The 23,730-nt window shown below is 69.7% G+C and carries 20 protein-coding genes; 15 read left to right on the forward strand and 5 right to left on the reverse strand.

Annotation, left to right across the window (positions count from 1 at the left end):
* Positions 1-63 precede the first annotated feature (63 nt).
* Both HQQ79_RS05270 and guaB read right to left on the reverse strand, forming a co-directional pair.
* Positions 64-465 carry a VOC family protein gene (locus HQQ79_RS05270; protein ID WP_173032777.1) on the reverse strand — a complete coding sequence of 134 codons (402 nt, stop codon included), beginning with the start codon at positions 463-465 and terminating at the stop codon, positions 64-66.
* A 75-nt stretch (positions 466-540) separates the two neighbouring features.
* Positions 541-2,043: an IMP dehydrogenase gene (gene guaB / locus HQQ79_RS05275; protein WP_173032779.1), complete on the reverse strand. Its 1,503-nt coding sequence runs from the start codon at positions 2,041-2,043 to the stop codon at positions 541-543.
* A gap of 242 nt (positions 2,044-2,285) precedes the next feature.
* Between guaB and HQQ79_RS05280 the strand changes: the two genes are divergently transcribed.
* The 7 genes from HQQ79_RS05280 (at position 2,286) to HQQ79_RS05310 (ending at position 10,153) form a co-directional block, all read left to right on the forward strand.
* Positions 2,286-3,680, forward strand: a complete 1,395-nt coding sequence (locus HQQ79_RS05280) for a branched-chain amino acid ABC transporter permease (RefSeq protein WP_231495713.1) — start codon at positions 2,286-2,288, stop codon at positions 3,678-3,680.
* Between the two features lie 12 nt (positions 3,681-3,692).
* Entirely contained in the window at positions 3,693-4,679 is a 987-nt protein-coding gene (locus tag HQQ79_RS05285; protein WP_027466698.1) for a branched-chain amino acid ABC transporter permease, read from the forward strand.
* Positions 4,672-5,562 (forward strand): ABC transporter ATP-binding protein, encoded by an 891-nt coding sequence (locus HQQ79_RS05290; RefSeq protein ID WP_173032781.1) that lies wholly within the window; start codon positions 4,672-4,674, stop codon positions 5,560-5,562. Before HQQ79_RS05285 ends, HQQ79_RS05290 begins: the two co-directional genes overlap by 8 nt.
* Positions 5,559-6,365, forward strand: a complete 807-nt coding sequence (locus tag HQQ79_RS05295) for an ABC transporter ATP-binding protein (protein WP_254066064.1) — start codon at positions 5,559-5,561, stop codon at positions 6,363-6,365. Before HQQ79_RS05290 ends, HQQ79_RS05295 begins: the two co-directional genes overlap by 4 nt.
* Before the next feature lie 323 nt (positions 6,366-6,688).
* On the forward strand, positions 6,689-6,880 hold the full coding sequence (locus HQQ79_RS05300; protein WP_027466695.1) for a hypothetical protein: 192 nt from the start codon (positions 6,689-6,691) through the stop codon (positions 6,878-6,880).
* A 205-nt stretch (positions 6,881-7,085) separates the two neighbouring features.
* The gene (locus HQQ79_RS05305) at positions 7,086-8,204 is read left to right on the forward strand and encodes a GuaB3 family IMP dehydrogenase-related protein (RefSeq protein ID WP_027466694.1); all 1,119 of its coding nucleotides are present in this window, start codon (positions 7,086-7,088) and stop codon (positions 8,202-8,204) included.
* Between the two features lie 62 nt (positions 8,205-8,266).
* Complete coding sequence (locus tag HQQ79_RS05310; RefSeq protein ID WP_173032783.1) at positions 8,267-10,153, forward strand: glycerol-3-phosphate dehydrogenase/oxidase; 1,887 nt, start codon at positions 8,267-8,269, stop codon at positions 10,151-10,153.
* A 225-nt stretch (positions 10,154-10,378) separates the two neighbouring features.
* Here HQQ79_RS05310 and HQQ79_RS05315 read toward each other — a convergent pair whose 3' ends face one another.
* Complete coding sequence (locus tag HQQ79_RS05315; RefSeq protein ID WP_173032785.1) at positions 10,379-10,882, reverse strand: hypothetical protein; 504 nt, start codon at positions 10,880-10,882, stop codon at positions 10,379-10,381.
* Positions 10,883-10,957: 75 nt separating this feature from the next.
* Between HQQ79_RS05315 and HQQ79_RS05320 the strand changes: the two genes are divergently transcribed.
* Genes HQQ79_RS05320 through guaA form a run of 5 tightly spaced genes read left to right on the forward strand, consistent with a single transcriptional unit; the run spans position 10,958 to position 15,759 of the window.
* The gene (locus HQQ79_RS05320; protein ID WP_017885470.1) at positions 10,958-11,488 is read left to right on the forward strand and encodes a cation:proton antiporter regulatory subunit; all 531 of its coding nucleotides are present in this window, start codon (positions 10,958-10,960) and stop codon (positions 11,486-11,488) included.
* 3 nt (positions 11,489-11,491) lie between these two features.
* Entirely contained in the window at positions 11,492-12,943 is a 1,452-nt protein-coding gene (locus tag HQQ79_RS05325; protein ID WP_027466692.1) for a cation:proton antiporter, read from the forward strand.
* A 47-nt stretch (positions 12,944-12,990) separates the two neighbouring features.
* Entirely contained in the window at positions 12,991-13,725 is a 735-nt protein-coding gene (locus HQQ79_RS05330) for an SURF1 family cytochrome oxidase biogenesis protein (protein ID WP_173032787.1), read from the forward strand.
* 10 nt (positions 13,726-13,735) lie between these two features.
* Positions 13,736-14,182 carry a DUF3817 domain-containing protein gene (locus tag HQQ79_RS05335; protein ID WP_027466691.1) on the forward strand — a complete coding sequence of 149 codons (447 nt, stop codon included), beginning with the start codon at positions 13,736-13,738 and terminating at the stop codon, positions 14,180-14,182.
* Positions 14,179-15,759, forward strand: a complete 1,581-nt coding sequence (gene guaA / locus HQQ79_RS05340; protein WP_173032789.1) for a glutamine-hydrolyzing GMP synthase — start codon at positions 14,179-14,181, stop codon at positions 15,757-15,759. Before HQQ79_RS05335 ends, guaA begins: the two co-directional genes overlap by 4 nt.
* Positions 15,760-16,163: 404 nt before the next feature.
* Here the strand turns inward: guaA and HQQ79_RS05345 are convergent, their stop codons facing one another.
* Both HQQ79_RS05345 and HQQ79_RS05350 read right to left on the reverse strand, forming a co-directional pair.
* A complete protein-coding gene (locus HQQ79_RS05345; protein ID WP_027466689.1) occupies positions 16,164-17,036 on the reverse strand; it encodes a Bax inhibitor-1/YccA family protein in 873 nt (290 codons plus the stop codon).
* A gap of 31 nt (positions 17,037-17,067) precedes the next feature.
* On the reverse strand, positions 17,068-18,063 hold the full coding sequence (locus HQQ79_RS05350) for a DUF817 domain-containing protein (RefSeq protein WP_173032791.1): 996 nt from the start codon (positions 18,061-18,063) through the stop codon (positions 17,068-17,070).
* A 106-nt stretch (positions 18,064-18,169) separates the two neighbouring features.
* Between HQQ79_RS05350 and HQQ79_RS05355 the strand changes: the two genes are divergently transcribed.
* The 3 genes from HQQ79_RS05355 (at position 18,170) to HQQ79_RS05365 (ending at position 23,719) form a co-directional block, all read left to right on the forward strand.
* Positions 18,170-19,180, forward strand: coding sequence for a glycerophosphodiester phosphodiesterase family protein (locus HQQ79_RS05355; RefSeq protein WP_173032793.1), 1,011 nt, complete (start codon positions 18,170-18,172; stop codon positions 19,178-19,180).
* Between the two features lie 12 nt (positions 19,181-19,192).
* The gene (locus HQQ79_RS05360; protein WP_173032795.1) at positions 19,193-21,640 is read left to right on the forward strand and encodes an ATP-dependent helicase; all 2,448 of its coding nucleotides are present in this window, start codon (positions 19,193-19,195) and stop codon (positions 21,638-21,640) included.
* A 99-nt stretch (positions 21,641-21,739) separates the two neighbouring features.
* On the forward strand, positions 21,740-23,719 hold the full coding sequence (locus HQQ79_RS05365) for a LamG-like jellyroll fold domain-containing protein (RefSeq protein ID WP_173032797.1): 1,980 nt from the start codon (positions 21,740-21,742) through the stop codon (positions 23,717-23,719).
* Positions 23,720-23,730: the final 11 nt, after the last annotated feature.

Here is a 23,730-nt window from a genome sequence, read left to right on the forward strand (position 1 = left end):
GTCCGGCGCGCTTGCGGTCCGGCCGGTCCGGCGGTCCGGTCAGCAGGCCGGTCGCCGGGCTGCTCAGCTCGGCTGGCCGGCTTCCTCGTCGAGTTCGGCCTGGGACCGCAGGACGCAGAACTCGTTGCCCTCCGGGTCGGCGAAGACCACCCATCCGCCGTCCGGGTGGCGCAGGTCGGCGAGCTCCACGGCACCGATGCCGCGGAGCCGCTCGACCTCTTCGTCGCGGGTGCGGTCGGTGGGGCGCAGGTCGAAGTGGATCCGGTTCTTCACGCTCTTCGCCTCGGGCACCTGGATGAAGAGCACGGTGTGCGATCGGTCCGGTGCCGTGATCTCGCACTCCTCGTGTCCGGGAGCGTTCGGGTCGTCGGGAAGGTCGACGTACCCGAGCACCTGCTTCCACCACTCCGACTGGGCGTAGGCGTCGCGGGAGTCGATCGTGGTGTGTGAGACGGCGCTGACCATGCGGTGACACTACCGCCGGGCAACGCAGCACGCCCCCGCTCCACAGGGGAACGGAGGCGTGCTGTCGAACGCTGTCTAGCTGCGGTAGTTCGGCGCCTCGACGACCATCTGGACGTCGTGCGGGTGGGACTCCTTGAGCCCCGCCGCCGTGATGCGGACGAACTTGCCACGGGCCTTCAGCTCGGGGATCGTGCGACCGCCGACGTAGAACATCGACTGGCGTAGCCCGCCGGTGAGCTGGTAGACGACGTTGCCGACCGAACCGCGGTAGGGCACCTGCCCCTCGATGCCCTCGGGGATGAGCTTGTCGTCGTTCGGCACGTCCGCCTGGAAGTAACGGTCCTTCGAGTACGAGGTCTTCTTGCCACGGGTCTGCAGGGCCCCGAGGGACCCCATGCCGCGGTAGGCCTTGAACTGCTTGCCGTTCACGAACACCAGGTCACCGGGGGACTCGTCGGTGCCGGCCAGCAGCGAGCCGAGCATGACGGTGTCGGCACCGGCCACCAGGGCCTTCGCGATGTCGCCCGAGTACTGCAGGCCACCGTCGGCGATGATCGGCACACCGGCTTCGCGTGCGGCGAGGGAGGCCTCGTACACGGCGGTCACCTGCGGCACACCCACACCGGCGACGACGCGCGTGGTGCAGATGGAGCCCGGGCCGACACCGACCTTGACGGCGTCCACACCGGCGTCGATGAGCGCCTGGGCGCCCGGGCGGGTGGCGACGTTGCCGCCGATGACGTCGATCGCGTCGAACGTCGGGTCGGCCTTGAGGCGGCGGACCATGTCGAGCACGCCTTCGCTCTCACCGTTGGCGGTGTCGACGACGAGTACGTCGACGCCGGCGTCACGCAGGGCCTCGGCACGCTGCCACGCGTCGCCGAAGAAGCCGATCGCGGCACCGACGCGGAGCCGGCCCTCGTCGTCCTTCGTGGCGTCCGGGTACTGCTCGCTCTTGTCGAAGTCCTTGACGGTGATGAGGCCGCGGAGCTTGCCCTCGGCGTCGACCAGCGGCAGCTTCTCGATCTTGTGCTGCGCGAAGATGGCGATCGCCTCTTCGGGGTCGATGCCCTCCATCGCGGTGATCAGCGGGGCCTTCGTCATGACGTCGCGCACGTACGTGGTGGCCTGCTCGAACGTGGCCACGAAGCGCATGTCGCGGTTCGTGATGATGCCGACGAGGGTGCCGTCCTGCTCGACGACCGGCAGGCCGGAGACGCGGAACTGGCCGCAGAGCGCGTCGACCTCGGCCACGGTTGCGTCCGGGGTGGTGGTCACCGGGTTGGTGATCATGCCCGACTCGGAGCGCTTGACCTTGTCGACGTAGGCAGCCTGGTCCTCGATGGACAGGTTGCGGTGCAGGATCCCGATGCCGCCCTGGCGCGCCATGGCGATGGCCATGCGGGCTTCGGTGACGGTGTCCATCGCGGCGGAGAGCAGCGGGACGTTGACGGAGATCCGCTTGGTGAGCCGGGACGCCGTGGACGCCTCGCTCGGGATGACGTCGGTGTGCCCGGGCAGCAGCATGACGTCGTCGTACGTGAGTCCGATGAATCCGAACGGATCCGGCTGGTCCATGGGTCCCCTTCGTGGGCGAGTGAAGTGTCGAGACACCGGGAACACGACGACGGGTTCCGGATAGGACATGGTAACGCGAGCGGCTGTCGCCGCATTCCGCCTGGAGGCACGGATCGCGCCCGCCTCGGAGCATTCCTCCACAACGTCACAGTTCGGGTACGAATCACACAGGGAACGTGTTGGAAACACGGGTGTCACAAAATCCCCATAGGTTCCTCGTCATCCGAACGAGAGGCTCTTCCGTGGGATCCATCACTCCTCCGGGACGGGCGCAGCCGCGCCTGTTCCGCCTCCGCCACGCACGACGACGACCGGTCCTGGCGGCCGTGCTCGTCGCCGCGTTCCTGGCGACCTTCCTGATCGACTGGGCGGTCACCCTGCCGGCCTTCAGTGCCACCTCGGCACCGGCCACCAGCCAGGCGTGCACCGTCAGCCCCGACAACGGGTGCATCCAGGGCACCATCACCGACTCCGAGCGTGAACCGGCCGAGGGCGTCGACGTCGACGTGACCGGCCCGAGCGGCTTCGACCAGACGGCCACGACCAACGGCGACGGCCGCTGGTCGGTCAGCGTCGACACGGCCGGCGAGTACACGGTGAGCGTCGACCAGGGCACCCTGCCGAAGGGCCAGTACCTGACGAACGCCGCCGACGCCGAGCGCAAGGTGCAGGCCACCCTGAACGCCAACGTCGGGCAGATCTTCCAGCTGTCCGACCAGAAGGGCGCCACGACCTCGACGGACTCGTCGGGTGTGAGCATCCAGCGGGCCTGGCAGCAGTTCGCCTCCGGGCTCCGGCTCGGGCTCCTCATCGCCCTGGCGTCCATCGGGCTCTCGCTCATCTACGGCACGACGGGGCTGTCGAGCTTCTCGCACGGTGAGCAGGTCACCCTCGGCGGTCTGCTGGCGTACGTGTTCGCCAACCAGCTCGGCTGGAACATCTGGGTCACCGGCATCGTCGTCACGCTGTTGTGCGCCGCGACCGGGTACCTGCAGGACGCCGCGATCTGGCGGCCGCTCCGGCGACGGCGCATCAGCCTCACGCAGCTCATGATCGTGACGATCGGTCTGTCGATCGCCGCCCAGTACGCGTTCCAGTACTTCTTCGGAGCCTCGACGGTCCGCATCCAGCAGGGCAACCCGGAGACCGTGCGGTTCGCCGGCGTCACCCTGACGGTGCAGTCCTACGTCGCCATGGGGATCGCCCTCGTGGTCCTGGTCGCGACCGGGCTCTTCCTGGCGAAGACGCGCTTCGGCCGGGCGACCCGCGCCGTGTCCGACAACCCGGCGCTCGCCGCGGCCTCCGGCATCGACGTCGACCGGGTGATCCGCTTCGTGTGGACGCTCGCCGCCGGCCTCGCGGGGCTCTCCGGCGTGATGCTCGGACTCGTCCTGAACGGCGTGAACTGGCAGACCGGGCTCCAGCTGCTCCTGCTCATGTTCGCCTCCGTCACGCTCGGTGGCCTCGGCACCGCGTACGGCGCCCTGGTCGGCTCGATGATCATCGGCGTCGTCGTGGAGCTCACGAACCTGGTGCTCCCCGGTGACTTCAAGTACGCCACCGCCCTCGTCATCCTCATCCTCATCCTGCTGTTCCGGCCGCAGGGCATCTTCGGCCGCGCCGAGCGGATCGGCTAAGGGAGCACGCGCATGGACTACATCCTCAACCTGCTGTCCTCGCTCACCCAGGAGGCACTCGCCCCGACGACGGCCGCGTTCGCCCTGGCCGCGATCGGCCTGAACGTGCACTTCGGGCTCACCGGCCTCGTGAACATGGGCCAGGCGGCGTTCCTGCTGCTCGGCGCCTACGGCTTCGCGATCTCGATCACGAACGGGCTGCCGTTCGTGATGGCGGTCCTCATCGCCCTGCTCGTCGCGATCGTGTTCGCGATCATCCTCGGCATCCCCACCCTGCGGTTGCGCGGCGACTACCTGGCGATCGTCACGATCTCCGGCGCCGAGATCATCCGCATGGTGGGCCGCTCGAGCCTGCTCACCTCGACCACGGGCGGCTCGAACGGCATCACCGGGTCGAGCTACCGCGACCCGTTCACCGCCCTCAGCCCGCTGCCCGACGGCACCACCACGATCCTGTGGTTCACGTACGCGAACAACGGCGTCAACGGCTGGTGGATCCGCATCGCGGCGTGGGCCATGGTCGCCCTGTTCACCCTGGTGCTCTTCCTGCTCATGCGCAGCCCGTGGGGCCGCGTGGTGAAGGCCATCCGCGAGGACGAGGACGCCGTCCGCTCGCTCGGCAAGAACGTCTACTCGTACAAGATGCAGGCGCTCGTGTTCGGTGGGGCGCTCGGTGCGATCGCGGGCATCATCTACGTGCTGCCGAGTTCGGTGCAACCGGACGCCATGGGCCGATCGATGACGTTCTTCATCTGGACGGCGCTCATCCTCGGTGGTGCGGCGACGGTGTTCGGACCGGTGCTCGGAGCCGTGCTCTTCTTCGTCGTCCGGCTCTTCATCCGCACGCTGGCCGGCGACTTCATCCCCGACTCGATCATGAACGCGCAGCAGGCCGAGCAGTTCTCGTACGTGCTCGTCGGCGTCGCGCTCATGCTGCTCATCGTGTTCCGTCCACAGGGGTTGCTCGGCAACAAGAAGGAGCTGACGTTCAGTGTCTGAGACCTACGGCCACCCCAAGGCCGACCCGATCCTCACCGTCGACGACGTCACCCGCCGCTTCGGGGGCATGATCGCCGTGGACGTCGACCACCTCGAGGTCCAGCGCGGTTCCATCACGGCCCTGATCGGCCCGAACGGCGCCGGCAAGACCACGTTCTTCAACCTGCTCACCGGGTTCGACAAGCCGAGCCCGGGTGCGAAGACGCAGTTCAACGGCGCCACGCTGCAGAAGACGAGCGCGACGCACATCGCGAACAAGGGCATGGTCCGCACCTTCCAGCTGACCAAGGCGCTGTCCCGGCTCACCGTGATGCAGAACATGCTGCTCGGTGCGCGCGACCAGCCCGGCGAGAACTTCTTCGCCGCCCTGGTCAAGCCGGTGTGGGCGAAGCGGGAGCGCGAGATCACGGCCAAGGCCGAGGACCTCCTCGCCCGGTTCAAGCTCGACACGAAGGCGGACGACTACGCCGGTTCGCTGTCCGGCGGCCAGCGCAAGCTGCTCGAGATGGCCCGGGCGCTGATGTCCGACCCGACGATGATCATGCTCGACGAGCCGATGGCCGGTGTGAACCCCGCGCTCACCCAGTCGCTCCTCGGGCACATCCAGTCCCTGCGCGACGACGGCATGACCGTGCTCTTCGTCGAGCACGACATGCACATGGTCCGGCACATCTCGGACTGGGTGGTCGTGATGGCCGAGGGCAAGGTCGTCGCCGAGGGCCCGGCGGACACGGTGATGGACGACCAGGCCGTGATCGACGCCTACCTCGGTGCGCACCACGACACCGACCTGGGTGACGACTCGCTCCTCACCGAGGAGACCTTCGAGGAACTGGCGGAGGAAGTCGCCGAAGAGGACGCAGCAGAGGAGACGACCCGATGACGGACGCAACGGACCCCACGAACGCGAGCAGTGCCTCCAGTCCGTCCCCGGCGGCCACGCTGGAACGCGAGCCGGTGCTCAGCGCGAAGAACCTCGTCGCCGGCTACCTGCCGGGCGTGAACATCCTGAACGGCTGCGACCTGGACTGCTACCCGGGCGAGCTCATCGGCATCATCGGGCCGAACGGTGCGGGCAAGTCGACGCTCCTCAAGGCCCTGTTCGGGCTGGTGTCCATCCGCGAGGGTTCGGTGGCCCTGCAGGGGGACGACATCACGAACCTCAAGGCGAACAAGCTCGTGCAGGCCGGTGTCGGCTTCGTGCCGCAGACGAACAACGTGTTCCCCTCGCTGTCGATCGAGGAGAACCTGCAGATGGGGCTGTACCTGCGGCCCCGGAAGTTCGCCGAACGGCTCGAGGTCATCTACGACCTGTTCCCCGTCCTCGCGCAGCGGCGCAACCAGCGGGCCGGATCGCTCTCGGGTGGTGAGCGGCAGTCCGTCGCGATGGCCCGTGCGCTGATGATGGACCCGAAGGTGCTGCTGCTCGACGAGCCGAGCGCCGGACTGTCCCCCGTGCGCCAGGACGAGACGTTCCTGCGGACCCGCCGGATCAACAAGGCCGGTGTGTCGATCATCATGGTGGAGCAGAACGCGCGACGCTGTCTGCAGATCTGCGATCGTGGGTACGTGCTCGACCAGGGGAAGAACGCGTACTCGGGCACCGGGAAGGAACTCGCTGACGACCCCAAGGTCATCGAGCTCTACCTGGGGACGCTCGCCAAGGACGTCGACGCACAGCGCTAGCGCTGTCGTCGACTACGGGTACCGCTGTGGGGGTGGTATCCGTGACGGGTGGGGCCGTGCGTGGTCGCTTCGCGCCGCACGGCCCCGCTCCTGTACCCGGCCCGGAGGCGCGGCTCGCCCCGCGTCGCATGACTGTGGTCGCATGACGCCGTCGTGTTCCGTTGACGCCGCGGTCCCGTCGAGACGCCTCGAAATTCGGCGGCGTCTCGTGGGCGTGGCGGTGTCCTGCGCGGACGACGGCGTCTTCCGTTGACGACGGCGTCGCCCGTCGTACCCGGCCAGGAGGCGCGGCTCGCCCCGCGCGGGTCGGTATCGTTCCGCGGGTGCGCACCTCCGGACCCCTCGTGCTCGACGCCCTCGTCTGGCTCGTGTTCATCGCGCTCTTCGTCGGGGCGGCGTTGCTCGTCAAGGTCGCGGCCGTGCTGCTCGTCGTCCTCGTGGTGCTCGCGCTCCTGCTCGGCTTCGTGCTGCGGGCGCTCCGGAAGCGCCGACGGGCGCCGCGGCGTCCGCGCTGACGGCTGCGTGGTGACGGCTCCGCGCTGTCGGCTGCGGGGTGACGGCTGCGTGGTGCGAGGTTCCGCACGTCGTGCGACCCTCGCGACCTCGCACCGGAAACGGAACCTCGCACCGTACGCGGCAGGCCTCGCACGGTGCGAGGGCGCCCGGCACCGCACCGTCCGGCCCGTGCACGCCGCAGAGCCCGCCCGGTAGGCTGTCCGAGTGAGCGAAGTCGAGATCGGTGCAGGCAAGCGCGGACGTCGGGCGTACGCGTTCGACGACATCGCAGTGGTCCCCTCCAGGCGGACGCGTGACCCGCGCGACGTCAGCGTGCAGTGGTCGATCGACGCGTTCACGTTCGCGTCGCCGATCCTGTCGGCGCCGATGGACTCCGTGTCCTCGCCGGCGACGGTCATCCAGATGGGCAAGCTCGGCATCCTCGGTGTGCTCGACCTCGAGGGCCTGTGGACCCGATACGAGGACCCGACCCCGTACTACGACGAGATCAAGTCGCTCACCGACGGCAACGTCACGAAGCGCATGCAGGAGATCTACTCCGAGCCGATCAAGGCCGAGCTGATCACCGCACGCCTGGCCGAGATCCGCGCAGCCGGGGTGCCGGTCGCCGGTTCGCTCAGCCCGCAGCGCACCCAGGAGTTCTCGAAGACGGTCGTCGACGCCGGTGTCGACCTGTTCGTCATCCGCGGCACCACGGTCTCGGCCGAGCACGTCTCCCAGACCGAGGAACCCCTCAACCTCAAGAAGTTCATCTACGAGCTCGACGTCCCGGTGATCGTGGGCGGTGCCTCGACCTACACGTCGGCGCTGCACCTCATGCGCACCGGTGCCGCTGGCGTGCTCGTCGGCTTCGGTGGCGGCGCTGCGTCGACCACCCGCGCCGCGCTCGGCATCCATGCCCCGATGGCCACTGCCGTCGCGGACGTCGCCGGGGCCCGTCGTGACTACCTCGACGAGTCGGGCGGCCGCTACGTGCACGTCATCGCCGACGGCGGGCTCGACACCGCGGGCGACATCGTCAAGGCCATCGCCGTGGGCGCCGACGCCGTCATGCTCGGCACCGCACTGGCCCGTGCGACCGAGGCTCCGGGTGGTGGCTACCACTGGGGTGCCGAGGCGCACCACCCCGAGCTGCCCCGCGGCCGCCGGGTCGAGGTGGGCACGATCGCCCCGCTCGAGAACGTCCTGAACGGCCCGACGCCGACCCACGACGGCCGCGCGAACCTCGTCGGTGCCCTGCGCCGCTCGATGGCGACGACCGGATACTCCGACGCCAAGGAGTTCCAGCGAGTAGAAGTGGTCGTGGCGCCGTACCACCAGTGACGGTGGCACCCGGGCACTGCTCCGGGTGACGCCACGGCGCCGACCGTGACCCGGAGGCGACGATGGCCAAGTCCAGCACGACGAAGCAGACCAGCACGGCCGGACGTCCGCGTGACGTCGCGCCCGGCGTGGGGTTCGACCCCGCGGCGAAGCTCGGCGCGGACGAACGTGCGGCGGCGATCGAGACGCTGAAGACCAGGGAGCTCGACGTCCTGGTCGTCGGCGGCGGGATCGTCGGTGCGGGCAGTGCGCTCGACGCCGTGACCCGCGGCCTGAGCGTCGGCATCGTCGAGGCCCGCGACTGGGGCTCGGGGACGTCGAGCCGCTCGTCCAAGCTCGTGCACGGCGGCATCCGCTACCTCGAGCAGCTCAACTTCGCGCTCGTCCGCGAGGCCCTCATCGAACGCGGCCTGCTGCTCCAGCGCATCGCCCCGCACCTGGTGAAGCCCGTGCGCTTCCTCTACCCGCTCAACCACCGGGTGTGGGAGCGCTTCTACATCGGCATCGGCATGGCGATGTACGACGTGTTCAGCTGGTCCGGCGGCCGTCCGCCCGGCGTCCCGCACCACCGGCACCTGAGCCGGAAGCAGGTGCTCAGGAACATGCCCGGGCTCAAGAAGGACGCCTTCGTCGGCGGCATGACGTACTACGACGCCCAGGTCGACGACGCCCGCTACGTCGCGTCGCTCGTGCGCACCGCGGCCTCGTACGGTGCCGAGGCAGCGAGCCGCGTCCGCATCGAGGGGTTCATCAAGGTCGGAGAGCGCGTGGTCGGCGCGCAGGCCCACGACATCCAGACCGGCGAACGGTTCGAGATCCGCGCGAAGCAGGTCGTCAACGCCACCGGTGTCTGGACCGACGACACCCAGGCGATGATCGGCACCCGTGGCCAGTTCAAGGTGCGGGCGTCGAAGGGCGTCCACCTCGTGATCCCCCGGGACCGGTTCCAGTCGAACACGGGCATGATCCTGCGCACTGAGAAGAGCGTGCTCTTCGTCATCCCGTGGGGCCGGCACTGGCTCGTCGGCACGACGGACACCGACTGGTACCTCGACAAGGCGCACCCGGCAGCGACCGCGGCGGACATCGACTACATCCTCGAGCACGTCAACAAGGTGCTCGCCGTCCCGCTCACCCGCGAGGACGTCGAGGGCGTCTACGCCGGACTCCGCCCGCTCCTGGCGGGGGAGTCCGACCAGACCTCGCAGCTCAGCCGGGAGCACGTCGTCGCGCACACCGTCCCGGGCCTCGTCGTGGTCGCCGGCGGCAAGTGGACCACCTACCGGGTGATGGGCAAGGACGCCATCGACGAGGCCGTCGCGGCCATGGACGGCAGGATCCCGGAGTCGACGACCGAGGACATCCCGCTCCTCGGCGCCGAGGGGTACCCCGCCGCGTGGAACCGACGCGCCCGCACCGCACGGAGCTTCAACGTGCACAAGGTCCGCATCGAGCACCTGCTCAACCGGTACGGCACCCTCGCGACCGAGGTGCTGCAGCTCGTCGAGCAGGACCCGGCACTCGCCGAGCCGCTGCCGGGGGCCGACGACTACATCGGCGCCGAGGTCGTCTACGCCGCCTCGCACGAGGGTGCCCTGCACCTGGAGGACGTCCTCGCCCGTCGTACCCGCATCTCCATCGAGGCCTGGGACCGCGGCGAGTCAGCAGCGCCCGTCGCGGCGAAGCTCATGGCGGACGTGCTCGGGTGGGACCAGGAGACGACCGAGCACGAGGTCGCGAACTACCTGAAGCGCGTCGCCGCCGAACGGGAGTCGCAGCTGCAGCCCGACGACGAGAGCGCGGACCGCGTGCGGCTCGAGGCCCCGGACATCGCGTTCGGCTTCGACGAGGACGACGTGGTCGTGGGCGGCGGCCGCTCGGACGGCGCCGAGGGCGCGAAGGCGTCCGACGAGCAGGTCGTCGGCGAGAAGACGAGCGAGCCGGAGTAGCGAGGCCAGCAGACGCCGTCGTGTCACCGGAAAGCCGGCGTCTGCGGGTCGGACAAGACGCCGTCGTGTCGTGTTGACGCCGTCTGGTCGTCGAGACGCCGCCGGATCCGGCGGCGTCTCGGTGTCGACGAGGCGTCTCGACAAGACGACGGCGTCTTGCGGAGTCCACCCGCGCCTCCAGACCGGAAGGACGGAAGACCGGACTGGAGGCCCGTGGTGCGTCCGTCAGACGGCGCGCGCCCGCAGGGCGGCGCGGCGCACGTGCACCGACTGGCCGACCACGAGCACCACCGGGATCGCGATGAGCGCGACGAGGCTCGTCACGTACAGCACGCCCGACCAGATCGTGTGGTCACCGCCGCCGACCCCGTAGGCGTCCGCGACGTCCATGCCGAGGGCGATCGCCGCCACGAACGACATCGGCGTCCCCATCACCACGACGGCGAGCAGCACCGCCGCGATGACGTGCGCCGGTGCCCGGGTGATGAGCAGCAGCACCGACAGCCCCGCGGCGAACAGGACGCCGACGACGGCGATCCCGACGACGGTCGCGACGTCCGCCCCGACCGGGAAGCCCTGCTGCGTGAGCTCGGCGTGGATCTCGGCCAGGGTCGCACCGGGGACCGCGGCGAGCGGGTCCAGCACCAGTGCGTCCACCGCCAGCAGCGCTGCGTACAGCGCGACGACCAGCACCCCGACGACGGCCACGACGATCCGTGTTCTCCCCATCCACAGAACAGTAGTGCGCGGAATGCGCGGGACCACCGGGTGGTTAGCATGGGGGTACTCGAAGAGGGAGCCATCATGGTCGACGTCCATCGCGTCAAACTCCCCGGAGTCGGCGTGCTGCACAGCTTCTACACCGACGACGGTGGCAAGTGCGGTGTCATCACGCACCGGTCGGGGCACTCCGACCTCATCTCGTTCGCCGACGTCTCCGACGGCGCGGACAAGTCCGAGAAGGTCTCGCTGCGTCTCAGCGAGGACGAAGCGCACACGCTCGCCGAGCTGCTCGGCGGCACCCGGATCACCGAGGGCCTCGACAAGCTCGACGAGATCCCGGGGCTGTCCATCGACTGGTTCTCCGTCGACTACGACGACGCCATCGCGGGCAAGCCCCTCGGCGACCTGCACGACTCGGGCTTCATCGGCCTGACCGTCGTCGCCGTGGTCCGTGGCGACAGCGCCAACCCGGCGCCCTCGTCGGACTTCGTCGTCTTCCCCGGAGACACGATCGTCGTCGCCGGTTCCCCCGAGAAGGTCGCCAAGGCGTTCTCCTTCTACCGCAGCGGAGAGCTTGCGGCCGCCTCGGCCGAGGCCCCGCGGAAGAGCTAGCGCATGCACCTGGGTGGTGAGCTGCTCACCATCGGTGTGCTCTTCGTCATCGCCTACGTCCTGGGCCGGCTCGGCAAGACCATCGGTCTGCCGGCCATCCCGATCTACATGGTGGTCGGACTCGTCGCGAGTCCGAACACGCCGTGGTTCGGGCTGAGCGTCGAGTCCCACACGATCGAGCTCATCGCGACGTTCGGGCTCATCCTGCTGCTGTTCAACCTCGGGCTCGAGTTCGACCAAGAGGAGTTCTACGGCAACGCCGGCAAGCTCCTGGTGTCGGGCGGCACCTACGTCGTCATCAACATGGGCGTCGGGTTCGCCTTCGGGTTCTCGCTCGGCTGGGGCACCCGAGAAGCCCTGATCATCGCGGGCATGACGGCGACGTCCTCGAGCGCCATCGTGACGAAGCTCCTCATCGAGCTCCGGCGCCTGGCGAACGACGAGACCCCGATGATCCTCGGCGTCACCGTGATCGAGGACGTCTTCATCGCCGTCTACCTGGCGATCGTCTCCGTCGTGCTGTCCGGCGACACCAACGTCTGGGCCGTCGTCGGCAAGCTGGCACTCGCGTTCGGGTTCCTCATCGTGATGTTCACGCTCGCGCGCTTCGCGGGCAAGTGGGTCTCGAAGATCTTCGCCACCCGTGACGACGAACTGTTCACGGTGCTGTTCTTCGGACTCGCGGTCATGTTCGGCGGCATCGGCGACCTGCTCGGCGTGACCGACGCCATCGGTGCCTTCGTCATCGGCTTGCTCTGCGGAGCGACCCGGTACCGCGACCGCATCGAACAGCTCGCCCTGCCGATGCGCGACGTCTTCGCTGCGTTCTTCTTCGTCAACTTCGGGCTCGGCCTCGACCTGTCGACCTTCGGCGAGGTGCTCTGGCCCGTCCTCGGCGCGATCGGCATGACGGTCGTGCTCAACGCGGTCGCCGGCCAGATCGTCGCGCGGATGAACGGCTTCAACGTCCAGCAGGGCATCAACACCGCCGTCATCCTGGTGAACCGTGGCGAGTTCGCACTGATCCTCGCGACGCTGTCGGCTGCCGCCGGGCTGGAGGCGCGGATCACCGCCTTCGCGGGACTCTACGTCCTCTGCATGGCCGTCCTCGGGCCGCTGCTCGCGGTGAACTCGGACCGGATCGGCCGCCTCGTGGTGCGTCCGGGCCGGCTCATTCGCCTGCGCGGACGCCTGGGCGGCCGACGTGCCGTCGCCGCGGCAGCCGCCGCCGAGAGCGCCGAAGCGGCCGAGGCCGAGGCGGACGCCACCGCCGCGGCGCGGAAGGCCGAGCGGGACCGCCAGTTCGCCGAGGAGTTCGCGCTCGTCGAGGCTGCTGGCAGGGACGAGCGAGACAATGAGGGGTCCGAGCCGACGTCCGCACCCGTGACGTCGCCGGTCGAGATCCCCGCCGAGCGCCCCGAGCGCCCGGTCCGACAGCGCGATCCGGAGTACTGATACAGATGTGGGCCGTTGCCCGACGACCGAGGTGGATCGCGCTGCTGTTGCTGGCGCTCGTGCTGGCGGCGGTGTTCGCCGGGCTGGGCAAGTGGCAGCTCGAGCGGTCGATCGCCAACGGCAAGCCCCTGCCGGCGACCACCGAGACCCGCCGCACGCTCGAGGCGGTCACCACCCCCGAGCGCCCCGTCAGCGAGAGTCTCGCCGGGCAGAAGGTCACCGTCACCGGGACCTTCGTCGCCGACGACACCACCGTCCTGACCGGCCGCACCGGGGGTGGGAAGTACCAGACCGTCGGACACCTGGTGGACTCGGACGGTGGGGCGAGCCTCCCGGTCGTCATCGGGTGGTCCGACCAGCGCGGGGCCGCCGTCGCCGGGGGCGAGCGCCTGGCGGACGGGCAGACGCTCACGATCCAGGGTCGCTACTACCCGGCCGAGTCGCCCGACCAGGACGCCTACAAGAAGGGCGAGTACTCCGCGGTCGCCCCCGCCCGGTTCGTGAACACGTGGCAGGCCTTCGACGACCGCATGTACCTCGGGTACGTCGTCGCCGACGGCACCACCGCGAAGGCCGCCGACCTCGGCACCATCGCCGATCGTGCACCGTCGCGCGAGGTCCAGTTCGACTGGCTCAACCTGTTCTACGCGATCGAGTGGGTCGTCTTCGCCGGCTTCGCCGTGTTCCTCTGGTACCGGTTCGTGAAGGACGCCTGGGAGCGCGAGCAGGAAGAGGAGCGCGAGGCAGCGCTCGCCACCGAAGCCGACGCGCTCCGACGGTAGGATTGCCGGCATGGCCCTGACCGTCCGAACCCGTGACATCCCCAAGATCCCGGGGGCGGTGAAGTGGTACCGCGTCTCGGCGTACATCACCGGTGTGCTGCTGCTCGCCCTAGTGGTCGAGGTCATCATCAAGTACACGCCGCTGCAGCTCGAGATGCAGCTCGGCAACGGTCCGTTCTTCGTGCCCAACGGCACGGCGGGCGAGACCCCGGGCACGTTCAACCTGTCGATCGCGATCCTCATCGCCCACGGCTGGCTGTACGTGCTCTACCTCTTCACGGACTTCCGTCTGTGGAGCATCATGCGCTGGAGGCCGTCGCGCTTCCTGCTCATCGCCCTCGGGGGCATCATCCCGTTCATGTCCTTCGTGGTCGAACACCGCATGCAGCAGCAGGCCATGGACACCTACCACGAGCTGATCGCTGCCCAGCAGCGTGAGAAGGAGGCCGCTCGGTGAGCGAGACCGAACAGCGTCCCGTCCTCGTCGTCGACTTCGGGGCCCAGTACGCGCAGCTCATCGCGCGTCGGGTCCGTGAAGCGAACGTCTACAGCGAGATCGTGCCGCACTCCATCACCGCGGACGAGATCCGCGCCAAGGACCCGGCGGCCATCGTGCTGTCCGGTGGTCCGTCGTCCGTGTACGAAGAAGGCGCGCCGTCCCTCGACGGTGACATCCTCGACCTCGGCATCCCCGTGCTCGGCATCTGCTACGGCTTCCAGGCCATGGCGACCGCCCTCGGTGGCGAGGTCGCGAACACCGGTCTGCGCGAGTACGGCGCCACCGACGTGACCCTCGCCCCCGGCACCAGCACCCTGCTCGGCGACCAGCCGGCGGACCAGGTGACGTGGATGTCGCACGGCGACTCCGTGGCCAAGGCACCGGCCGGCTTCGAAGTGCTCGCCTCGAGCGCATCGACGCCCGTCGCGGCGTTCGCGTCCGACGAGCGCAAGCTCTACGGCGTGCAGTGGCACCCCGAGGTCAAGCACTCCGTGTACGGCCAGGCCGTGCTCGAGAACTTCCTGCACCGTGCCGCGGGCCTGCCCGGCGACTGGAACTCCAGCAACGTCATCGAGGAGCAGGTCGCCCGCATCCGCGAGCAGGTCGGTTCCGCACGGGTCATCGCCGGGCTCTCCGGTGGTGTCGACTCCGCCGTCGCCGCAGCCCTGGTGCACAAGGCCGTCGGCGACCAGCTGACCTGCGTCTTCGTCGACCACGGACTCCTCCGGGCCGACGAGCGCAAGCAGGTCGAAGAGGACTACGTCGCTTCCACCGGCGTCCGGCTCATCACGATCGACGCCGAGCAGCAGTTCCTCGACGCCCTCGCCGGCGTGAGCGACCCCGAGCAGAAGCGCAAGATCATCGGGCGCGAGTTCATCCGCACGTTCGAGGGCGCGGCCGAGGCACTCGTGCTCGAGGCGCAGGCTTCCGACTCTGATGCCGAGGTCAAGTTCCTCGTGCAGGGCACGCTCTACCCCGACGTCGTCGAGTCCGGCGGCGGAGCGGGCACCGCGAACATCAAGTCGCACCACAACGTCGGCGGCCTGCCCGAGGACATGACGTTCGAGCTCGTCGAGCCGCTGCGCACCCTGTTCAAGGACGAGGTCCGAGCGGTCGGCCGCGAGCTCGGGCTGCCCGAGGTCATCGTCGGTCGCCAGCCGTTCCCCGGCCCGGGCCTCGGCATCCGCATCGTCGGCGAGGTCACGAAGGAGCGGCTCGAACTGCTCCGCGCGGCCGACAAGATCGCCCGTGAAGAGCTCACCGCGGCCGGCCTCGACCAGGAGATCTGGCAGTGCCCGGTCGTGCTGCTCGCCGACGTCCGCTCCGTGGGCGTGCAGGGAGACGGCCGGACCTACGGGCACCCGATCGTGCTCCGTCCGGTCTCGTCCGAGGACGCCATGACCGCCGACTGGACGCGTCTGCCGTACGACACCCTCGCGAAGATCTCGAACCGCATCACGAACGAGGTGCCCGACGTCAACCGGGTCGTGCTCGACGTCACGTCGAAGCCGCCGGGGACGATCGAGTGGGAGTAGGGCTCCCCTGAGCAACGGAAGGCCCGGTACGCGTCACGCGTGCCGGGCCTTCGTGCGTTCGCGGGTGGCGCTACCGGGGTCGTGAGCGGGGGTTTTGCTGCCGCGGGCGGTGCCGGCGCGGTTCGCGGGCGCTGCCGGGTCCGTCGAGTGGTCACAACACCCCGCGGGCCCGGTGCCGAGTGGTCACGAAGTGTCGGCTGGCCCCGGCCCGGACGACACTTCGTGACCACTCGGCGGGCGACCGGCGGGGTGTTGTGACCGCTGGGACCGACGCCGGGACCGCCACTCGGGCCGCCACCGCCCCGCACCGCCCCGCCCCGCACCGCCCCCACTGCCGCCGACCACCGGCCCGGGAACGACGAAAGGCCCCGGCAGCGCCGGGGCCCTTCGCGTGTGCGGTGGTACTAGTTGCGCGAGCTGCTCGCGATGATGGCGAGGATGCGCAGGATCTCGAGGTACAGCCAGACGAGCGTCACGATGAGGCCGAACGCCGCGGTCCAGGCGTAGATGCGGGGTGCGCCGCGCTCGACACCGGTCTTGATCTGGTCGAAGTCGAGGATCAGCGAGTACGCGGCCATCAGTACGACGAACACGCCGATGAGGACCCCGAGCGGGATGCCGAAGAGCGTCACGCCCATCAGGCCGAACGCGCTCTGGGTGACGCCGGTCCACATCAGGACCAGGTTCACGAGGGAGAACGCCATGTACCCGACCATCGCGATCAAGAAGAAGCGCGTGGCCTTCGGGGTCGCGCGGACCTTGCCCGAGCGGAACAGGAGCAGGGTGACGAAGAACACACCGAGCGTGCCGAACACGGCCTGCGCGACGATGCCGTCGGCCTGGGGGAACGCGGTCTGGAAGTAGTTCGAGATACCGCCGACGAACAGCCCCTCGAAGAACGCGTACGTCAGGATCAGACCCGGCGACGGCTTCTTCTTGAAGGTGTTGACGAGCGCCAGGACGAACCCGACGAGCGCGCCGACGATCCAGACGACCGGCGGCAGGTTCCAACCGGCCACCGCGCCGACGACGAGCACGCCGAAGGCGAGGAGCGTCTTGACGATGGTGTCCTCGTACGACATGCGGTCGGTGTCCACCGGGGACGCAGTCGGGCGGTCGTACATGTACTGCAGCTGCTCGGGGGTCATGCCGCCCTGGGCCTGCTGCGGGGTCTGTCCCCAGCCGGCCTGCTGCTGACCAGCACCGCGCCCGCCCCAGGTGTTTGCCCCCTGTGCGTTGAAGGCGGGGGACTGGTCGAAACCGGGCTTGAAGGCCATGGTGTCCTCTTCCTAGGAGATTCGAGTCCTCTCAGCCTAGGGGCGCTCGGTCGCGGAAGGCTGAGGATTCGCGGCGAGCGGACGCGGGCCCAGCGGGCCCCGACGGGGGAAGCCTAGGGTCGCCCGCTGCACGCGCGCCCCGAGGACGTCGAGAGTCCGCCGTCGAGCCCACCCGTCCGGACGGCAGCGCCGGGTAGAGCCAGGTGACGAGCGCGACCGAGATCGTCATGAGCAGGAACCACGCCACGATCTTCGCCGGTGCCACCGGCTGCCACACCGCGAGCTGCGCCGGGTAGCTCCACGCCCCGGCCCAGGTCGCGACGTTCTCCGCCGCCCAGATGAACACCGCGACGAGTCCCATCGCGACGAGCACGGGCATCCGCAGCGTCGCCCGGTGGATCCGGACGTGCATGGTCGTGCGGGCGAAGAGCAGCAGCACGAGCGCGAGCAGCAGGTACCGGGCGTCGGCGACGAAGTGGTGGCCGAAGAAGTTCAGGTAGATCCCGCCCGCCACGACCGCCAGCAGCCACTGCCGCGGGTACCGGTCGAACCGCAGGTCGAACAGTCGGTAGACCCTGACCATGTACGACCCGACGGCGCCGTACATGAACCCCGAGAACAGCGGCACCCCGGCGAGGACGAACAGCCCTCCGGGTTCGTAGGTCCACGAGCCCATGTGGGTCTTGAACACCTCCATCGCGGTGCCGACGACGTGGAACAGCAGCACGACCCGGAGTTCGCGCACGGTCTCGAGCCCGAACACGAGCATCCCGACCTGCAGCAGCACGGCCGCGATCGTCAGGACGTCGTTCCGCATCGCCGCCGGCACGGCCAGGTGCACCACGGCCATGGTCGTGAGCAGCAGCGCCCCGAACGCGCACGCCCAAGCCTGCTTCGCGCCGAACACCAGGAACTCGCTGACGAACACCCGGACGGGCCGGTGCGGTTGGTGCCCGGCGTCGAGCAGACGGCGTGCGGCCCGGTCGATCCGGGCCTCGACGGCGGTGGAGAGCGAACGGACGGTCATGCGGTGATGCTCGGTGCCGTCCCTGGGAACGACGGCCCCCGGAGCCACGGGTGTGTCCTGCGACACAGGCGCCCCGCTGGTCACCCGCGGCAAGTAGGGTCGCGCCATGACCCTCGTGATCGCCCACCGTGGTGCGTCCGGCTACCGTCCCGAGCACTCGCGGAGCGCGTACGAACTCGCGATCGAGCTCGGTGCCGACGCGATCGAACCGGACCTGGTGCCCACGAGGGACGGCGTGCTGGTGCTCCGGCACGAGAACGAGGTCTCGGGCACCACGGACGTCGTCGACCACCCGGAGTTCCGGCACCTGCGCACGACGAAGACCGTCGACGGCCAGACCCTGACGGGCTGGTTCACCGAGGACTTCACGTGGGCCGAGCTGCAGACGCTCCGTACCCGCGAGCGCCTGCCGGTGCTGCGCCCGGGATCCGCCGAGCACGACGGTGCGCAGCCGATCCTGCGGCTCGTCGACCTGCTCGCGATCCTCGACGCCGCACCCCGCCCGGTCGGGCTCGTCGCCGAGGTCAAGCACGCCGCGTACTTCGACAGCGCCGGGTTCCCGATGGGTGGACTCGTCGACGCCGCGCTCGGCGAGGCCGGGTGGCGGCAGGACGAGCGGCTCACGGTGGAGAGCTTCGAGAAGGGCGTGCTGCGCGACCTGCGCGAGCGGGGGACCGGTGGTCGGCTCGTGTACCTCCAGGAGGCCCGTGGCAGCGCCGCGGACGAGGTCGCGTCCCACGGATCGCTCGCCCCCACCTACGCCGCCGAGCGTTCCGAGGACGCGCTCGCGTCGTTCGCGACCGAGTTCCACGGCATCAGCGTCGACCTCGGCACCCTGATGGCCGGCGTCGACAGCGTCGCGCTCGACGACCCGACGCCGGTGCGCAGCGCGATCGTCGACCGCGCTCACGCCGCCGGGCTCGCGGTGTACACGTGGACGCTCCGGCCGGAGAACCGGTTCCTGCCGTCGCCGCTGCGTCGTGGTGGCGACGTCGCGGCGTTCGGCGACTGGGAGCGGTGGTTCACGTCCGTGATCCGCACCGGACTCGACGGGGTGTTCGCCGACCACCCGGACCTGGCGGTGCTCGCCCGGTCCGCTGTCGGGGGTCCCGCCTAGACTGTCCCGGACATGACGATCGTGCTCGACCCCTTCGAATCGACGCCCGAACCGGGCGCCGGTGCCCGCGCGTACGAAGACCCGTTCACCGCGGGTCTGAACCCCCAGCAGAAGGAAGCCGTCGAGTACCGCGGCGAGTCCCTGCTGATCGTGGCCGGTGCCGGTTCCGGCAAGACGAGCGTGCTCACCCGCCGCATCGCACTGCTGCTCGCCAACCGCGAAGCCTGGCCGTCGCAGATCCTGGCGATCACGTTCACGAACAAGGCCGCGGCCGAGATGCGCGAGCGTGTCCGGGCCCTGGTCGGTGGCGAGGCCGAGGGGATGTGGATCTCCACGTTCCACTCGGCGTGCGTGCGCATCCTGCGGCGCGAAGCCGAGCGGTTCGGGTTCCCGCAGTCGTTCACGATCTACGACTCCGCCGACTCCAAGGCGCTGCTGAAGCGGATCATCAAGGAGCTCGAGGCCGACTCCCTCGGGCTGACCGTCGGTGCCGCGGCGTCGAAGATCTCGAAGCTCAAGAACGAGCTGCAGGACATCGACACCTACGCGCGCAACATCAACGTGAACGACCCGCAAGAGGTCATGTTCACCGAGGTGTTCCGGCGCTACACGAACGAACTCCGCCGGGCGAACGCGTTCGACTTCGACGACCTCATCGGCCAGACGGTGTTCCTGTTCCGGGCCTTCCCGGACGTCGCCGCCCTGTACCAGCGCCGCTTCCGGTACATCCTGGTCGACGAGTACCAGGACACGAACCACGCCCAGTACGCCCTGATCCGTGAGCTCACCCGCCCGGTGCCGGTCGAACAGGTCGACAAGCTCGAGGACTCCGGCCAGCACGTCGCCCGGATGCGGGAGACCGACGGGTCGATCGCCCCCGCGTCCCTGACGGTGGTCGGCGACTCCGACCAGTCGATCTACGCGTTCCGCGGGGCGGACATCCGCAACATCGTCGAGTTCGAGCGGGACTTCCCGAACTCCAAGACGATCCTGCTCGAGCAGAACTACCGCTCGACGCAGAACATCCTCGACGCGGCGAACGCCGTCATCGCGAACAACTTCGACCGCCAGGCGAAGAGCCTGTTCACCGACGTCGGTGCCGGCGAGAAGATCGTCGGCTTCACCGGGTACACCGGCCACGACGAGGCGCAGTTCGTCGCCGACGAGATCCAGCGCCTGCGTGAAGACGGCATGGACTACCGCGACATGGCGGTGTTCTACCGGACCAACTCGCAGACCCGTGCGCTGGAGGAGATCTTCATCCGTGCGGCGATCCCGTACCGGGTGCTCGGCGGCACGAAGTTCTACGAGCGCGCCGAGATCAAGGACGCCATGGCGTACCTGATCACCGTCGCCAACCCGGCCGACCCGATGGCCCTGCGCCGCATCCTCAACGTGCCCAAGCGCGGCATCGGCTCGGTCACCGAGACCACGCTCCAGCGCTACGCCGACGAGCACGAGACCACGATGCGCGACGCCCTGCGGCACGCGGGTGAGCTCGGGTTCGGGCCGAAGGTGCGGAACGCCATCACCGAGTTCGCGGCGCTGCTCGACTCCGTGTCCGAGAAGGCCCCGACGCAGCCGGTGGTCGACACCCTGACGCAGCTGCTCGACGGTTCCGGCCTGCTCGACAACCTGCGGAAGTCGCCCGACGCGCAGGACGCCGCCCGTGCCGACAACATCGACGAGCTCGTGGCCGTGACGCGTGAGTTCCAGAAGAACAACCCCGACGGCACGCTGTCGGACTTCCTGACCGAGGTCTCGCTGGTCGCCGCGGCGGACGAGCTCGACGACTCGTCGGGCACGGTGTCGCTCATGACGCTGCACACCGCGAAGGGCTTGGAGTACGACGCGGTGTTCCTGACCGGCGTCGAGGAAGACCTACTCCCGCACCGGATGTCCGCCAACGAGCCCGGCGGGCCGTCGGAAGAGCGCCGGCTGTTCTACGTGGGCATCACCCGCGCCAAGAAGGTCCTGTTCCTGTCCCTCGCGATGACCCGTGCCCAGTTCGGCGACGTGAACGTGGCGATGCCCTCGCGCTTCCTGCAGGAGATCCCCGAGGGGCTCATTGAGTGGAAGCAGTCCCCGGGCATGGCGAACAGCCGTGGTGGCACGCAGCCCCGCGCCCTGAACGCCAAGCGCGACGGCGGCTTCGGCGGCGGTGGCGGCGGCGGGGGCTACCGCGGTGGTGGTGGCTGGGGCGGCGGCTCGTACGACCGCGCAGCGGCAGCGTCCAAGACCCGCCCGAAGACCGAGTGGGCGAACCGGGTGTCCGGGCAGGTGCGCGACAACGGCGACATGGAACTCGTCGCCGGCGACCGCATCAAGCACGTCGACTTCGGCGAGGGCACGGTGTCCGCGGTGACGGGTCAGGGAGCCAAGCGCATCGCTGAGATCGCGTTCGACTCCGCGGGCCGCAAGAAGCTCCTCATCAAGATCGCCCCGATCGAGAAGCTGTAGGAGCCCTCACCGGTCCACACCGAACCGGCAGCCGCAGCCGGTCTGGAGTTCACGGGACGGACCCGGGGCGTTCCCCCGCGGTCCGTACGGTGCGGTGCTGTGCAGAACAGCCCTGACGATCGCGACGACGCCCACGACCACGCCGGAGACCGCAGCAAGCGCATCCCGGTCTCCCGCCGGGGCTTCCTGGTCGGGTCCGGACTCGCCGGTGCCGCCGGTCTCGTGGCGTCGAACGGCTTCGGCGGCGCCCCGGCCGTCGCCGATGCGCTGACCGCGGCACCCGTTGTCGCCCCGGCGGCGCTCGGCGGATCGGCCGAGGCCGCTCAGGTGGCGGTGGCGCGCGGGCACACCGGACGGTGGCGCCCCGACACGACCTCGCCACGCTTCACCGTCGCCGTGATGCCGGACACGCAGTACATGTTCGACGGCGCCGCGGTCGACCCGGCGCCGATGCGCGCCTCGCTCGAGTACGTCGTCCGCGAGCAGGCCCGGCACAACACGGTGTTCCTCGTCCACCTCGGCGACCTGACGCAGAACGGTGCGGCGTCCGAGATGCGTGCGTCCGGCGCGGTCTTCGACGTGCTCGACCGTGCCGGCGCGCCCTACAGCGTGCTCGCCGGCAACCACGACGTCGACTCCTCGACCGACGACCAGCGTGGCCGAACCCCGTACCTCGACGTGTTCGGCCCGCAGCGGTTCCGGAGGGCCCCGGGCTGGATCGGTTCGAGCCCGGACGGCTACAACACCGCTCACCGGTTCACCGCGGCCGGCCGCGAGTGGGTCGTCCTGGCGCTCGACTGGCGGACGAGCGCGAGCGGGCTCGCCTGGGCCAGCTCCGTGCTCGCGGCCCGGCCGCACGCCCCGGTCATCCTCACGACGCACGCCCTCGTCGACTCGGACGCCAGCGGTGGAGCGGCGTTCGACCCCTACGGCCAGCAGCTCTGGGACTCCTTCATCTCGAAGCACGACCAGGTGTTCCTGACGCTCAACGGGCACTACTGGGGTCCGGGCCGCACGACGGCGAAGAACGCCGTCGGGCACGACGTCGCCCTGCACCTGACCAACTACCAGAACCGTTACTACGGCGGAGCGGCCATGATCCGGCTGTACCACGTCGACCTCGAGCGGAACGTCATCGACGTCGAGACACTGTCGCCGTTCCTGCTCGCCGGTGGGCTCGGCGAGACGAACGAGCTCGCGGCCCAGGAGACCGCCCTCAGCGGTGACGTCGACCGCTTCACCATGGCGGTGGACTTCGACGCACGCTTCGCGGGGTTCGCGCCGGTCGCACCACGGGCCTCCCGGCAGGCGGCACGCATGCTGGTGCCGGGGACGCTGGCGTACTGGCGGTTCGACGGCAACCCGGACGGGGCGGCGCTCGCGCCGACGACGCGGGTGCGCGACCAGAGCGGGCGGGGGAACGACCTGGTGGTCGCTCGCCGGACCGGTGCCGTCGCGGGGGCGCTGCGCTGGACGGCGGCGCACCATCCCGACCAGCCGGGCGCCGGCGGCCTCGCGCTGCAGGGCGGCAAGACCGGTGGGGACCACCTGCAGACCGTCGACGCGGCTCCGCTCAACCGGACCCGGTTCCCCCACGGCTACACGGTCGAGGCGTTCTTCGCGCTGCCGACCACGTTCGACCCGAGCGCGAACGGGTTCAGCGCCCTGCTGTCGCAGTACTCGAGCGCCGGTCAGGTGGGGAAGGCGACCGGAGCCGACGGTGACCCGGACGAACCTGCCGTGACCCTGAGCCTGTCGGGGGACCGCGAACTGCAGTGGTGCGTGTACCCGGCGAGCCAGGACGGATCACTGACGAACTGGGGGCACGAGTTGCCGCTCGGGGCCTGGTGGCACGTGGCCGTGGTGAACGACGGGACGCACACCGTGCTGTACGTCGACGGGTGCCCGGTCGTGCGGAACCCGTCCACCCCGAACCGCGGTCTGAGCACGCTCGGCAAGCCGTGGCTGCTCGGTGGCTACCGCTACGGCGGCAAGCTCGACAACGTCTTCGTCGGGTCGATCGGCGACGTGCGCATCGTCGGCCGGGCGCTGCAGCCGAACGAGTTCATGAACGCCTGACGCCCCGCCGG

The sequence above is a fragment of the Curtobacterium sp. VKM Ac-2852 genome, assembly GCF_013205045.1.
Classification (GTDB): Bacteria; Actinomycetota; Actinomycetes; order Actinomycetales; family Microbacteriaceae; genus Curtobacterium; species Curtobacterium flaccumfaciens.

Excerpts from the sequence above, each read along its gene's own strand:
- HQQ79_RS05270 (WP_173032777.1), bottom strand. The coding sequence starts at position 465 with ATGGTCAGCGCCGTCTCACACACCACGATCGACTCCCGCGACGCCTAC.
- guaB (WP_173032779.1), bottom strand. The coding sequence starts at position 2,043 with ATGGACCAGCCGGATCCGTTCGGATTCATCGGACTCACGTACGACGAC.
- HQQ79_RS05285 (WP_027466698.1), top strand. The coding sequence starts at position 3,693 with ATGGACTACATCCTCAACCTGCTGTCCTCGCTCACCCAGGAGGCACTC.
- HQQ79_RS05295 (WP_254066064.1), top strand. The coding sequence starts at position 5,559 with ATGACGGACGCAACGGACCCCACGAACGCGAGCAGTGCCTCCAGTCCG.
- HQQ79_RS05310 (WP_173032783.1), top strand. The coding sequence starts at position 8,267 with ATGGCCAAGTCCAGCACGACGAAGCAGACCAGCACGGCCGGACGTCCG.
- HQQ79_RS05315 (WP_173032785.1), bottom strand. The coding sequence starts at position 10,882 with ATGGGGAGAACACGGATCGTCGTGGCCGTCGTCGGGGTGCTGGTCGTC.
- HQQ79_RS05320 (WP_017885470.1), top strand. The coding sequence starts at position 10,958 with ATGGTCGACGTCCATCGCGTCAAACTCCCCGGAGTCGGCGTGCTGCAC.
- HQQ79_RS05325 (WP_027466692.1), top strand. The coding sequence starts at position 11,492 with ATGCACCTGGGTGGTGAGCTGCTCACCATCGGTGTGCTCTTCGTCATC.
- HQQ79_RS05335 (WP_027466691.1), top strand. The coding sequence starts at position 13,736 with ATGGCCCTGACCGTCCGAACCCGTGACATCCCCAAGATCCCGGGGGCG.
- HQQ79_RS05345 (WP_027466689.1), bottom strand. The coding sequence starts at position 17,036 with ATGGCCTTCAAGCCCGGTTTCGACCAGTCCCCCGCCTTCAACGCACAG.
- HQQ79_RS05350 (WP_173032791.1), bottom strand. The coding sequence starts at position 18,063 with ATGACCGTCCGTTCGCTCTCCACCGCCGTCGAGGCCCGGATCGACCGG.
- HQQ79_RS05355 (WP_173032793.1), top strand. The coding sequence starts at position 18,170 with ATGACCCTCGTGATCGCCCACCGTGGTGCGTCCGGCTACCGTCCCGAG.
- HQQ79_RS05360 (WP_173032795.1), top strand. The coding sequence starts at position 19,193 with ATGACGATCGTGCTCGACCCCTTCGAATCGACGCCCGAACCGGGCGCC.